This is a genomic window from Micromonospora sp. NPDC051543 (assembly GCF_044454415.1).
Taxonomy (GTDB): domain Bacteria; phylum Actinomycetota; class Actinomycetes; order Mycobacteriales; family Micromonosporaceae; genus Micromonospora.
The window spans coordinates 37,301-49,568 of record NZ_JBITDT010000016.1; the positions used below are offsets into that span (position 1 = coordinate 37,301).

The following is a 12,268-nucleotide window of genomic DNA, read 5'->3' on the forward strand; positions in this document are numbered from 1 at the left end:
TGCCACCTGCGGCGGACGCGCAGCGGGTCCGCTGATAGCTTCGCCGCGTGTCGATGTTCCGAACTCCCCAGGTGATTCTCTTCAGCGAGGACGTCCCTCGCGCCGCCGAATTCTATGGCGATCTCGGCTTCACCGAGACCTTCCGGGTGCCGACCGAGGGCGAGCCGATCCACATCGACCTGACGCTCGACGGTTACAAGATCGGTATCGCCTCGGCGGCCTCCACGCGCGAGGACCACGGACTCGATCCCGTGTCGCAGGGTCAGCGGGCGGCGGTGATCCTGTGGACCGACGACACCGCCGGCGCGTACGCGGCCCTCACGAAGAACGGCGCCCCCGCCCTGGCCGCACCGCACCGGTGGCTCGACCGCCTGCTGATCGCGTGGACGGCCGACCCGGACGGCAACCCGATCCAGATCGTCCAGCAGCTCTGACGACTCCGATCGTCTGCGGCGAAAGGCCTGGCGTCTACTCGTAGAAGCAGCCGGCACGCAGGGCGTCCGCGAGGAGTTGCCAGGTCGGTTGCGCCGGGAGAGGTTGGCCGGCACGCTTCTGCAGGCGGCTCCGGTCCTGTAGGAACGCCGCGCACGCCTCCAGGTAGCGGTCTGTGGTCATGTTCTCGACCCCGTCTGGATCGCGAGCGACATCATCAGCCAGCCACCGCAGCCAGGTGACCAGGTCGTCCAAGCTGTCGACCCGCTTCAGCGGGCGGTTGTCGTCCTCGGCCATTGCCGCTCCCCCTGCATCCCACCGCCACCATCCGCGATGTTCTTCTCACGAGAGCGCCGCAGGTTCGAATCCTGCCGGGACACCCCACCACCGCAGGCCAGCGGCGGACGGATCTTCTTCTTGCATTGTGCCGGTCCAACCGTCGAGGACTGACGTACGGCAGGCTGACACGATGCGAAAACTGACCTTCGGAATGAGCGTGAGCCTGGACGGCTACGTCGCCGCGCCCGGTGACGACCTCGGGTGGGGTGTGCCGAGTGACGAGCTGTTCCAGTGGTGGTCCGACCGGGTGGCGGCGACCGGCACGGCGCTGTACGGGCGCAGACTGTGGGAGGCGATGAGTTCCCACTGGCCGACCGCCGACCAGCAGCCCGGTGCCACACCGGCGACGATCGAGTTCGCCGGCCGCTGGCGGGACATGCCGAAGGTCGTCTTCTCGTCGACGATCGACACGGTCGACTGGAACGCCCGCCTGCACACCGGCGACGCGGTCACCGAGATCACCCGGCTCAAGGACGGCGACGGCGGTTCGTTGGACATCGCCGGCGCCACACTCGCGGCGGCGGCCATGCGGGAAGGGCTGATCGACGAGTACGTGCTGGTCACCCACCCGGTCCTGATCGGCGGTGGCAGACCGTTCTTCACCGCCATCGACAAGTGGGTGAACCTGAGCTTGGTGGAGACCCGGACGTTCCCCGGCGGCGTGCTGCTGACCAGGTACGAGACAAGAATCTGAGGTGCCACCTCTGTCGGGGTCAGGAGCGGTGTTGGCTCAGGTCGACGTGATGCTCGACCGAGCGACGTACCGGCCCGGTGTATTCGGTGAGCGTGAACCGACGACAGTCCTCCGAGGGATGAACGTTGACCTCGACGGTGCTGTCGTCCTCGAAGCGCAGCGTGAAGACGGGATCGAGGTCGCACAGGAAGGCGAAGCCGTCGCGGTCGTCGTCGGAGTCGCTGACCAGGTGGCCGTTAGCGTTCCAACCGGCGTCGGTGGCGGTGATCGCGACGGCGACGTCGACGGGGCCGAACACGATCGAGCTGTTGGCCCACCAGTCCAGCCAGCAGCGACCCTCGAACCGGTCCATGCCGTCACCTCCTCGCGCTCACCCGACCCAAACTGCCCTGACCCGCCCGGCGGCTTCGCACCGGCCAGTGTGCCTTTCAGCCACCGATGAACGTCGTAATGGCGTCACGAAGGAGGCGGTTCGGGTCACGCGGCTTGAGGTCGGAATCGGAGAAAGGAGGCAGGGCAACAAGTTCCGTCAGTACAGTTGCCAGCCGCTTGCGTTCCACTCGTAGGCGCAGCCACGCCGGGCCGGGTAGCCGCAGCACGTTGGCGAGCAGGTCCCCCGGGTAGTAGTCGCCCTCCGCCAGCGGATCGCGGAGCAGCACGTTGACAGCACGAGGCAGCAGGGCGGACACACCGATCTGCTGCCCGAGCATGATCCTGAGGTCTTCGACCGTGAACTCCGCCAACGGCTTGCGGCGCAGCTCCGTGCACCGCGTGATGAGGAACGTGTCGTCCGGACCGGGATCCGGCCAAACGTCACGCTCAAGCTCCTCGATCGTCGTCACGGCGATCAGCGTAAGCCGCGCGATCCTGGTGCCCCCGCGGCCGGCGTCGGGACCGAGGCCCGACCTTGGTCAGCCATGCTCGGCGACGAAGGTGCCTCGCGCGTGCACGGTCACGACCAGGCCACGTTCGCGCAGCTCCCGCATCACCATCCGGACGGTGCCGCGCGCCACGCCGTACGTCTGCTGCAAGTGAAGTTCGCTCGGCAAGGGCTGCCCGGGTAGAGCTTGCCCTCCCTCGATCTGTTTAGCGAGCAGGTGAGCCAACTGCTGGTAGAGCGTGGGGACTGCTCGGCGGCTGGTCTTCGGCCAAGCGAATTTGTATTGTGAAAGCATCGAACAGCGCCGGGCTCCTCGCGCTCGCGGACAAGCTGATCGAGGAACCCGGCACTGTCACGGCATGAAATCACGCGGACAACGCGAATTCGGAACGCTGCCTCAGTGCGTCCAATATCGCCATGCCATAGTCGGTGATATCTCCGGCGGGGCCACTCGGCCTATTCACTGATGAGCGCAGCTTGCCCGAAGGCCACATGCTCGACGTCACGCTGCTCGTTAGTTCGCTGATCGCGGCCAGCGCAACGAATCTTAAGTTGCACAACGCCCTGCAGGTTGACTTCCACCACTACAGGCTTTCCTAGGGTCGCAGTCCTTTTGGCACCGATCTGCTGACCTGTGTTGGAATAGAAGCTAACATCGGCCGCCCGCCCGGAAGCGTAGGGTGTATTGTCATCGATGCCAAGCCAGAAACTAAGGGCTTTAAAACCGCCTACTGGAATCACGAAGTATGTATTCTTTCCTCGACAAGTGAACTGCACGGACTGTTGGTAGGATTGTCCGCCCATCACTACCGAAGCAAATTTCTCGAAACCGCCGTTACGGTCAGGACAGCAATCGGTCTCCTCTAGGTGCTCGCTCAGGTCCTTCGAACCCAGGGACGGGCTCGAAGAGATCTCCGTGGGCTCGCCAACTGAGATACTTGGCTCCTCCGACAAATTTTCGGTCGACGACGGAGGCGGCACATCCACGCTGCCACTTTCGAAATTCGAGCTAGAAGGTTCCAAGAGGGGCGTGGGAACGAAGGATGGCGTTGGCGTGTGGGTGGAAGTCACTCCGGAACTGGCGTCGCGCATCTCATCTCGAGTGAGTGAGGCTATTGCAACAATCAGTGCGATAACAGTGCACACGCCGGCAATTACGCTGACTACCGCCACAACAGCCGGCTGCTTCGCCCATGCCACAAAACGTCCCATAGTGTATTTCGCCAGCCCTTCACAAGATGAGCCGACTTCACGTCGACTAGTGATGACCCATGACGCGTCACAACTTGTGCAGCATGCCACTCTCCCACAAAAATGAGAATGATTCGCTTCTTTGCCTGGCCCTCGCCTTGAGTTGCCTGCCGTTGAGTGGACTTAGGCGAGTACTTACAGGGCCCCGGACGGTTCCCCGCCAGGCCTGGCCGAGCAATGTCATACATTAGAAGACTGCTTCACTAGCGCGACAGGCAGCCGGAGGTCACGCTGGCGCGCCTCGCAGGATTTCGTGGCCTGGCCGAGAGCACCACCGAAGCGGAGGAAGCATCTGCTGCTGGATTTGCCTCTAGCAGGGGTAGATTGCACCGAACGACTCGTCGATCATGCCGAGAGGACCGTTACAGGACGATCTGTATCGTTGCGCCGGGTGCGTGACGAACGAGCACGCCCTACGACAGGTGACGACGGGCTACGAGCCTTGATGCCGGCGCTGCGGACGAAGACCTCTCGCTTGCCGGTGGCCATGCCCTTCGCGTCGAGGACGTAGCCGGTCAGCCACACCCAGCCGTGGTACGGGTCGGGGGCACCGATCGACACGAGCCGGACGCGGAGGGTTCTGTCCCCGCTGAACTGCACCGAACATTCCGGACCGATGAGCACGACATCACCGGCCTTGAACGTGGTCACGGCACCCACCCGAGAAAGCGGAGCCGCAGGGCCTCCGGTGGTGCCCAGCTCATGTCCCGGCGGGCAGAGGCGAGGCACATGCCCATGTAGAGCTTCAGCGCGCACGGAGCCTCCGCGTACTCGCTCCGCAGTTCCTCTCGTCGCGCTCGGCAAGGCCAAGGGCGGTCGCACGTCACGCACAGCCAGAGCGGCAGGGTCGGCCCGTGCCGCGTCATTGGTCCTCGCCCGGCCAGTGGCCCCGATTGATGGGGATGCGATGACGGAAGTGGCAGGGCAGGTCCGCACCACAGCGACACATGTAACGCCAACGTTCCCAACTCCAGGCCGGACGGTGACGGCGCGCGAGGGTCAGTGCCGTCGACAGCAGGTAGTCATCGAAATCAACCCTTCGCATCCGGCCTCCTACCGACTGTCAACCTCTCTGCCATCACCGTAGTGCTGTACGTATGTGTACGTCTATAGACGTACCAGAGGTCTAGACGTCCATGGACGTGTCCTAGGTTTCCTTCGTGATCGATCCGCTGTCTCCGACGCCGATGTACGTGCAGCTCGCAGACGTGATCGCCAAACGGATCGAGACCGGCGAGCTGCCACCCAGGCGACCGATCCCCAGCGAGTCCACGCTTCAGCAGGAGTACGGCGTCGCCCGCGGCACGGTCCGGGCGGCAGTCCGCCTGCTGCGCGAGCGCGGACTGGTCATGACCGTGCCTCAGCGCGGGACCTACGTCACCGACAAGTAGTCGGAACGGGTGTCTACGGGCGACCCGGCCGCCGGCGTTAATAGGGCGTGACGTTCGAGGAATACGCGTTCGCCCGCACATCGGCGCTGGTGCGGCTCGCGCGGCTGCTGACCGGCGACGAGCATCGGGCCGAGGACCTGGTTCAGGATGTCCTGGCCCGGGCGTACGCCCGCTGGGGGCGCATCTCGCGGACGGATCAGCCGGATGCCTACGTCCGGCGCATGCTCGTCAACGCCCACCATTCGTGGTGGCGTCGTCGTAGCAGCCGGGAGGTCAGCGTCGCCGCCGTACTCGATCGGGCGGGTGACGTGGACGAGGCCGCCGGCGTCGCCGAGCGCGACGCGCTGTGGCGGCTGGTGTCCGACCTGCCGGCGCGTCAGCGCACCGTGATCGTCCTGCGTTACTACGAGGATCTCGACGACGCGGCGATCGCCGGGATCCTCGCCTGCTCGACCGGCACGGTACGCACCCACGCGAAGCGCGCCCTGACGACGCTGCGCAGACGGCAGGAAGCACCAACCCTCGCACGGGCAGGAGACCTCTGATGGTCAGCGACCTCGATCGGCGGCTCGCCGCCACGCTCGCGCACCGCGCCGGTGGTGACATCGACCCGACGCCCATCGTCGAGCACGCCCGTCAGCACGGGCGTCGTCTGCGGCGACGTCGCCGTGGGCTGCTCGCCGCGAGCGCGGCGGCGGTGTGTGTGGCCCTCGCCGCGGTGGGCCTGACCATCCCCAGCGCCGACGATTCGATGCCGCCAGCGACAACGCTCCTGCTGCCGGAGGCGTCCGTACAGAACGGGCTGGCCGTCGGCGCAGACCCCACCACCGTGCACTTCTCGGCGGACGCGCTGGTCGATGGTGCCGAATACGCGACGTGGCGGGCGGGACGCGGCTCCGAGAGCGTCGAGTTCCGGGGCCCGGACGGCGCGGCCCGTTTCGCGCTGGCGCGTAGCGTCGCGGCGCTGGACGCGTTGCCGCAGACCCTGTCCTCTTCCGGCCGGCCGCAGCCCCGGACCGACGTGTGGGTCGGCGACCGGCCAGGGGTCGCCTGGTTCGATCCGTCCGGCGACCAGAAGCTGTGGTTCGTCCGCTGGCAGCCCGCCGACGGGCTCTGGGCGCAATTGGACACCTACGCGGCCACCAGCGACGAGGCCATCGGCACGGCGGGCCGGGTGCGGTTCGACGGTGCCCGCCGCTGCGTGGTGCCGTTCCGCCTGGAAGCGCTGCCGGCCGGCGCACGGCTGCTCGAATGCTCGGTCACCCTCGGCCGGTCGCAGAAGGCCGCCTTCGTCGAGGGTTCGCTCGTCGTCGGCGATGACGCCGGCCGCTGGCTGACGGTCCGGGCACAACCCGCTCCGGGCCACCAGGTCAGCTCGGCGGACCTCGTCGCGGGTCCCTACCGGGCCCGTCGCCAGGGCGATGACGTCCTGGAGATGACCGTCGAACCCTGCTTCGTCGAGGCGTTCCGCAAGGGCTGGGGAAACGGCTACACCGAGGCGGACGGCCTGGCGATCCTCGGCGGGTACCGGCCGACCGGCGACATGGTCCGCCCCGACACCTGGCGGTAAGGCCAACGAGGCCGCACCGGAAGTCGGTGCCGGTCCGTCGTGGCGGTGCCATATGCTGCCCGCGTTCGACACGGGGGCACGGGGAGAAACACATGCGACGGTACGGCTGGGCGGCGCTCACGGCTGCGTTCCTCACGGCGGCGCTGGCGGGGTGCGGCACGCCGGCCGGCACCGATGGTGACCTGGCCGACGACTGGCGGCCGATGGCGGCGGCGCAGCAGTTCGTCCCGAAGGCCGACGAGTGTCACCCCACCGGAGAGACCACGTCGTACCTGACCAGCTACTCCCCCGTCGACTGCGCGACGACCCACCGGGTGGAGACCTTCCACGTCGGCACCTTCACCGGCACTCTGGCCACCCGTACCGCGCCGCCCAAGACGGAGTCGGCGACGTTGCGGTCGACCTTCGCCGACTGTGACAAGCGCGCGATGCAGTTCGTGGGCGGCGATTGGCGCGATGCCCGACTGTCGGTGCAGGTCACGGTGCCGTCGCCGGCCGCCTGGTCGGGTGGCGCTCGTTGGTACCGGTGCGACATCTTCGAGCTGGACGAGGTCAACGGCCCGAACGGCGAGAGCGACGCGGCGATCCAGCGGGCCGCATCGCTGCGCAACGCGCTGGCCAGCCGCTCCCCGCTGCACTACGGGTGCATGAACGAGGACAAGTGGCAGATGCTGCGGCCGGTCGCCTGCACCGCCGGACATCAGTTCGAGTACGCCGGCACCTGGATGGCACCGGACCGCTCCTGGGCTGACGCGACCCGGGACGAGGACTCCATCCACGGGGCCTGCCGCAAGGTCATCGCCCGGTACGCGAAGGTGCCGGTGGACGGCGATCTGATTTACCGCACCGGCACCTCGTACCGCTTTCCGAACCGCTCGCTGTGGGAGCGCGGCGACCGTGGCGTGCGCTGCTACTACTGGTCCGGTGGCACCAACGTCAAGCGATCGATCGCCGGCGGCGGGACGAAGGCGCTGCCGATCCGCTGAGCCGGGTCAGCTCGGTCCCAGCAGGGCCGCCAGCGCGGCGTCGCCCTGCCCGAGCTGTGACCCGCCGGGCGGTGCCACCACCAGGAAGCGCCGGCAGGCGTCGAGTTCGACGTACCACTCGGGCCCGCTGTCGTCGACGGGCCGGAGCACCGCGAAGCGGGACGCCGGGGTGGCGCACCCGGTCGCCGGTCGCGTGCCGGCCAGCGCCCGCAGCACGTCCGCCTGCCGCTCGGGCGGGAGCGGTCGGCCGTACACGAAGTCACCGGCTGGTTTGCCGCCGCCGCGCTCGGACGCGGGCACCTGGTAGACGCAGAGCCGCAGCGGCCCGGCCTTCGGCGCGGCGCCCGGCGCCACGCGGCCGGGTCGGCCGATGGTGGCCTCCACCCACACCATGTCCGACCATTGCTGCGCGCATCCGGCGGCCTCGGCCGCCGGGGATTCGACAACCCCGAGGGTACGGCTGTCGACGGTCGTCAACCGCAGCCCGTCCAGCGCCGCGCGTACCTCTTGGCGCGGCTTGCCGCAGACATCCATCGGCAGGTACGGGCGCAACCAGCGGCCCCGGTCGTCGAGCAGCGCCAGCCAGGGCGGGACGAGCATGTCAGCGGTGCAGGCGACGTCCCCGCGGCCGCGTGCCTCGTCAACCAGGCCCAGGGCGGCGACCAGTTCACCGATGTGGTCGGCGCGGCGCTCGACGGCCACCTGCTCCCGGCCGCCAGCGGCTCCCCGCACGACGTCCCGGCCGCACAACACGGCGGCGACCGGGGTGAACGCCGGGTCGATCCGTCCGGCGCGCGGCTCGACCCCGGCCGGCGACGACGTCGCCGATCCTGGGCGTACGGGCAGCATGACGCCCGCCTGCGGCGCGATCTCGGCGCAGGAGGTCCACTTCTCGGCGATCTCGGCCGGGCCGGGGCCCTTCGGCGGGTCGGCCGGGCTGGCACAGCCGGTCAGTACCAGGCCGCACAGCCCCAGGCCGAGCAGCGCCGCCACCAGTGTCGTTCCGCCCGGGCGCATCCCCTCACCACCTCTCCACCGACGGATGAGACGGGCCGACGCGCGGCGGGGTTCCCGCGTGACGTCGCCAACCATGGGTGACACCGCCCGCCGCCGTCGGAGCTTCGCTCGGCAGAATGGGCAGATGGCACATCTGGGACTGGTCGCGCTGCTCGTGAACGAGTACGAGGAGGCGATCGACTTCTACGTCGGCGGGCTCGGCTTCGAGTTGGTGGAGGACGCGCCTCGCCCGGACGGCTCACGCTGGGTGGTCGTCCGGCCTCCCGGGGCTCGGGAGACGGCCCTGCTGCTGGCCCGGGCGGGCAACGCCGAACAGCGGGCACGGGTGGGCGACCAGACCGGCGGCCGGGTCGGTCTGTTCCTGCACACCGAGGACTTCGCCGCAGCTCACGCCCGGATGGTCGAGGCCGGCGTGCAATTCCTGGAGGAGCCGCGACACGAGGCGTACGGGTCGGTGGCGGTCTTCGTCGACCTGTACGGCAACCGTTGGGACCTGATCCAGCCTCGCAGCACAGAGTGACGACATAGCGACACCGCGCATCCGGTGGGTGAACGCTGACCGTCCGCCATGCTATTCTCCGATGTCGATCTCCGCCGTGCGGACCCGGGACCGGGTCGTTGTCGGAAGGACACCTCCCGATGCCGGCGACTGCCGCCCCGACCGTGCCACCGCCCACCCTGGACAATCCCGCCGGCGGGGCGTTCAGTTTCATCTTCACCACCCTGCCGGCCCTGCTGCGGCTGACGTGCGGGCTGGTCGGCGCCGCCGTGGCGTTGTCGGTGCGTACCCCACCGGTGGACGCGGCCCTGCTGCTGCCCGGCGTGGCCGCGCTGACCGGGTGGTCGCTCTGGTACGCGGTCCGCGCGCTGCGCCACGGGATCACGCCGGCGCTGGTCGCCGGTGACGTCGCGATCACCGCGGTGGCCTGCCTGCTCATCCCGCGCCTGGTGGCGCCCGAGGTGTTGCCCGGCGAGGGCAGTTGGATCGCGGTGCTCGCCAGCACCACGGTGATCAACGCGCAGGCCACCGCCAGGGCCCGCTGGTCGATCCCGGCCGGGCTGCTGGTCACCGCCGCCTACGTGGCGGGCGCGCAGGCGGCCGGCGATGTCACCGAGGCCCGGGCACACGCCGCCACCCTGCTCGTGCAGACGGCCTGCACCGCGATGATGACGGGGGTCATGCGCCGCCGGATCGGTCGGGCCGACCACGCGTTCGCCGAGCACCAGCGGCTGACCCGGGAGGCGCTGGTCGCCCGGACCGCCCGCGAGGCGGAGCGCCAGCAGAACCGGGACCTGCACGACACACTGCTCGGCACCCTGACCATGGTGGGGCTGGGCGCGGTACCCGGCCCGTCGGTCACGTTCCGTGAGCGGTGCGCCGCCGATCTGCGTACCCTCGTCGCGTTGACCGACCGCGGCCCGACGCCCGGCGACGGCCCGGTGCCGCTCGACGAGCGGCTACGCACGGTCCCCGACCGGCTGCCCGAGCTGCCGGTGAGCATGGAGCTGACCGCCTGCGCGGTGCCCGCCGGGGTGGCCGACGCGATCACCGAGAGTGCCTACGCGGCGCTGTCCAACGTGGTCCGGCACGCCCCGGGCGCGCGGACCACACTGCGGCTGAGCCGCGACGCGGTCGCCGTCGTGGCCGAGGTGGTCGACGACGGCCCCGGCTTCGACCCGGCCACCGTCCCCGCGCACCGGTACGGTCTGCGCGAGTCGATCCAGGGGCGGATGGCGGCGGTCGGCGGACGCGCCGAGGTGTGTTCCGCGCCCGGCGCCGGCACCCGGATTCGACTGGAGTGGCCCGGTGGCGGCTGACCTCGGCGCGACGGCGGACCGCGCCGGGATTCGTGCCCTACCGGTGCCTCGACCCGGCCCGGTCGACGGGCCCGAGCAGCCGGTGCTCGCCGCGCCCGCCGCCGTCGCCCAGGCCTCCGACCGGGGTGCCCGGATCGTCGCCGTCGCCATCGCGCTGGCCTGGCACGTCGCGATCGGGCTGCCCGCGGTGCTGGCGACCCGCGCGCAGTTCTCCGCACCGGCGGTCGTGCTCGGCGGCTGGGTGCTGGTCGCCGTGGCCGGGGCGGTGGCCGGCGTCCGGCTGCTGCGCGGCACGCCACTGCCGCCGTGGCCGCTCGCCGGGCTACTGGTCGCCGTCGACGCGGCGGTCTTCGCGGCGGTCGGCGAACGACACCTGTTCACCGCCGCCAACTGGGTGTGGGGCACGCTCGGCTGGTTCTTCGTGCTCGCCCTGTGGGGGCGACGGGTCGGCGGTCTCGTCGCGCTGCTGACCACCCACGCGACGATCGCGCTCGCCGCCGTCCTCGCGTACGCGCCGAGCGCGGCCGACCTGGCCCGCTACACCATGTACGTCTACGGCACGTTCACCCTGCCGGTGGCGGTCTTCGCCGGCAGCGCGGTGATCGTCGGCCTGGCCCGGGACCGGGCCGCCGCAGCCGCGGCGATGCACACGATCGCCGCCGAGCGGGCCGCCGCCGAGCAGGGCCGGCAGGAACGCCGAGACCGGCTCGCCCTGGTGGGCGCTGCGGCCGGGCGGGTGCTCGGCGAGCTTGCCGACGGGGAGGCGGACCCGGCCGACCCGGAGGTGCAGCGCCGGTGTGTACTGGCCGCGGCCCGGCTGCGTCGCCTGATCGCCGAATCCGACGACGTGCCCGACCCGCTCCTGCACGAGCTACGGGCCGCCGTGGACCTGGCCGAACGCAACGGGCTGCCGATCGACCTGGTCGCCATCGGCAACCCGCCGCCGCTGCCGGTGGAGATCCGTCGCCGGCTGGCCGACCCGCTCACCAGCCTGCTCGCCGACGCCCGGGGGTGGGCCCGCCTGACCGTGGTGTCCGGCCCGGACGAGGTGGTGGTCAGCCTCGTCACACCGGACCGGGAGGGGCCGGACGCGACCGGCCCGCCCACCGAACACCAGGACGGGCCGGTGCAGCACCTTTACGAACGGGACGGGGACATCAGATGGGCGCAGACCCGGTGGTCGGGGTGACCGGTGACCGGCCGGTCGGGGTGGCGATCGTCGACGACCATCCGGTGGTCGTCGACGGGGTACGCGCCTGGCTCGCCAGCGAACCGCGACTGACCGTGCTGGCCACCGGGGACGACCCGGACGAGGTACTGCGCGCCGCGCCGGACGCCGACGTCGTCCTGCTCGATCTGCGGCTGCACGGCCGGATGGCGCTGGACAAGCTGGCCGAGTTGAGCGCCACCGGGCGGCGGGTGGTGGTCTACTCGGAGCACACCGACCCGGAGACCATGCTCGCCGCGCTGGATGCCGGGGCGGTGGCGTTCCTGGCCAAGCACGAGGGCCGCGAACACTGCGTGGCGACCGTGCTGGCCGCGGCGAGTGACCGCCCGTACGTGCCTCCGGCGCTGGCCGGCGCGATGGTCGGCGACCCGAGACCGGACCGACCGGCACTGTCCGACAAGGAGCGGGAGGCCCTGCTGCTCTGGTTCCAGTCGATGTCCAAGGCGTCGGTGGCGCGTCGCATGCAGATCAGCGAGCACACCGTGAAGCAGTACGTCGACCGCGCGCGGATCAAGTACACCCGCGCGGGGCGGCCGGCAGCCACAAAGGCGGCGCTACTCGCCCGTGCGATCGAGGACGGCCTCGTCCGCCCGGAGGAGATCGGCATCTACCGGTCACAGGCGACACACGACCGGCCGACCCCCTAACGGGCGTCATGACAG

The 12,268-nt window shown here is 70.0% G+C and carries 17 protein-coding genes; 10 read left to right on the forward strand and 7 right to left on the reverse strand.

The window, feature by feature from the left end; all coding sequences use genetic code 11:
- The first annotated feature begins 53 nt into the window (after nucleotides 1-53).
- Nucleotides 54-434 (forward strand): VOC family protein, encoded by a 381-nt coding sequence (locus ACIA3K_RS25595; protein ID WP_396804306.1) that lies wholly within the window; start codon nucleotides 54-56, stop codon nucleotides 432-434.
- A 34-nt stretch (nucleotides 435-468) separates the two neighbouring features.
- Here the strand turns inward: ACIA3K_RS25595 and ACIA3K_RS25600 are convergent, their stop codons facing one another.
- A complete protein-coding gene (locus tag ACIA3K_RS25600) occupies nucleotides 469-729 on the reverse strand; it encodes a hypothetical protein (RefSeq protein WP_396804219.1) in 261 nt (86 codons plus the stop codon).
- A gap of 172 nt (nucleotides 730-901) precedes the next feature.
- Between ACIA3K_RS25600 and ACIA3K_RS25605 the strand changes: the two genes are divergently transcribed.
- On the forward strand, nucleotides 902-1,465 hold the full coding sequence (locus ACIA3K_RS25605) for a dihydrofolate reductase family protein (RefSeq protein ID WP_396804220.1): 564 nt from the start codon (nucleotides 902-904) through the stop codon (nucleotides 1,463-1,465).
- A 19-nt stretch (nucleotides 1,466-1,484) separates the two neighbouring features.
- On the opposite strand, the gene ACIA3K_RS25610 is transcribed toward ACIA3K_RS25605, so the two are convergent.
- The 5 genes from ACIA3K_RS25610 to ACIA3K_RS25630 all read right to left on the reverse strand — a co-directional run bounded on the left by ACIA3K_RS25610 (nucleotide 1,485) and on the right by ACIA3K_RS25630 (nucleotide 4,247).
- On the reverse strand, nucleotides 1,485-1,817 hold the full coding sequence (locus ACIA3K_RS25610; protein ID WP_396804221.1) for a hypothetical protein: 333 nt from the start codon (nucleotides 1,815-1,817) through the stop codon (nucleotides 1,485-1,487).
- Nucleotides 1,818-1,893: 76 nt separating this feature from the next.
- Nucleotides 1,894-2,307, reverse strand: coding sequence for a contact-dependent growth inhibition system immunity protein (locus ACIA3K_RS25615; protein ID WP_396804222.1), 414 nt, complete (start codon nucleotides 2,305-2,307; stop codon nucleotides 1,894-1,896).
- A 69-nt stretch (nucleotides 2,308-2,376) separates the two neighbouring features.
- Nucleotides 2,377-2,640 (reverse strand): GntR family transcriptional regulator, encoded by a 264-nt coding sequence (locus ACIA3K_RS25620; RefSeq protein WP_396804223.1) that lies wholly within the window; start codon nucleotides 2,638-2,640, stop codon nucleotides 2,377-2,379.
- Between the two features lie 161 nt (nucleotides 2,641-2,801).
- Complete coding sequence (locus ACIA3K_RS25625; protein WP_396804224.1) at nucleotides 2,802-3,545, reverse strand: hypothetical protein; 744 nt, start codon at nucleotides 3,543-3,545, stop codon at nucleotides 2,802-2,804.
- Between the two features lie 396 nt (nucleotides 3,546-3,941).
- Entirely contained in the window at nucleotides 3,942-4,247 is a 306-nt protein-coding gene (locus tag ACIA3K_RS25630; protein ID WP_396804225.1) for a hypothetical protein, read from the reverse strand.
- A 509-nt stretch (nucleotides 4,248-4,756) separates the two neighbouring features.
- Here ACIA3K_RS25630 and ACIA3K_RS25635 point away from each other — a divergent pair.
- From ACIA3K_RS25635 to ACIA3K_RS25650, 4 genes are all read left to right on the forward strand, one after another.
- Nucleotides 4,757-4,987, forward strand: a complete 231-nt coding sequence (locus ACIA3K_RS25635) for a GntR family transcriptional regulator (RefSeq protein ID WP_396804226.1) — start codon at nucleotides 4,757-4,759, stop codon at nucleotides 4,985-4,987.
- A 47-nt stretch (nucleotides 4,988-5,034) separates the two neighbouring features.
- Complete coding sequence (locus tag ACIA3K_RS25640) at nucleotides 5,035-5,532, forward strand: SigE family RNA polymerase sigma factor (protein ID WP_396804227.1); 498 nt, start codon at nucleotides 5,035-5,037, stop codon at nucleotides 5,530-5,532.
- Complete coding sequence (locus tag ACIA3K_RS25645) at nucleotides 5,532-6,557, forward strand: hypothetical protein (protein ID WP_396804228.1); 1,026 nt, start codon at nucleotides 5,532-5,534, stop codon at nucleotides 6,555-6,557. Before ACIA3K_RS25640 ends, ACIA3K_RS25645 begins: the two co-directional genes overlap by 1 nt.
- A gap of 92 nt (nucleotides 6,558-6,649) precedes the next feature.
- Complete coding sequence (locus tag ACIA3K_RS25650; protein ID WP_396804229.1) at nucleotides 6,650-7,543, forward strand: septum formation family protein; 894 nt, start codon at nucleotides 6,650-6,652, stop codon at nucleotides 7,541-7,543.
- 6 nt (nucleotides 7,544-7,549) lie between these two features.
- On the opposite strand, the gene ACIA3K_RS25655 is transcribed toward ACIA3K_RS25650, so the two are convergent.
- Nucleotides 7,550-8,560 (reverse strand): hypothetical protein, encoded by a 1,011-nt coding sequence (locus ACIA3K_RS25655; RefSeq protein ID WP_396804230.1) that lies wholly within the window; start codon nucleotides 8,558-8,560, stop codon nucleotides 7,550-7,552.
- Nucleotides 8,561-8,684: 124 nt separating this feature from the next.
- Here ACIA3K_RS25655 and ACIA3K_RS25660 point away from each other — a divergent pair, with 124 nt between their 5' ends.
- The 4 genes from ACIA3K_RS25660 (at nucleotide 8,685) to ACIA3K_RS25675 (ending at nucleotide 12,253) form a co-directional block, all read left to right on the forward strand.
- Nucleotides 8,685-9,080 (forward strand): VOC family protein, encoded by a 396-nt coding sequence (locus ACIA3K_RS25660; RefSeq protein WP_396804231.1) that lies wholly within the window; start codon nucleotides 8,685-8,687, stop codon nucleotides 9,078-9,080.
- A gap of 119 nt (nucleotides 9,081-9,199) precedes the next feature.
- The gene (locus tag ACIA3K_RS25665; RefSeq protein ID WP_396804232.1) at nucleotides 9,200-10,378 is read left to right on the forward strand and encodes a sensor histidine kinase; all 1,179 of its coding nucleotides are present in this window, start codon (nucleotides 9,200-9,202) and stop codon (nucleotides 10,376-10,378) included.
- Entirely contained in the window at nucleotides 10,368-11,567 is a 1,200-nt protein-coding gene (locus tag ACIA3K_RS25670) for a hypothetical protein (RefSeq protein WP_396804233.1), read from the forward strand. The genes ACIA3K_RS25665 and ACIA3K_RS25670 overlap by 11 nt, the downstream gene beginning before the upstream one ends.
- Nucleotides 11,540-12,253 (forward strand): response regulator transcription factor, encoded by a 714-nt coding sequence (locus ACIA3K_RS25675; RefSeq protein ID WP_355052244.1) that lies wholly within the window; start codon nucleotides 11,540-11,542, stop codon nucleotides 12,251-12,253. The genes ACIA3K_RS25670 and ACIA3K_RS25675 overlap by 28 nt, the downstream gene beginning before the upstream one ends.
- Nucleotides 12,254-12,268 lie beyond the last annotated feature (15 nt).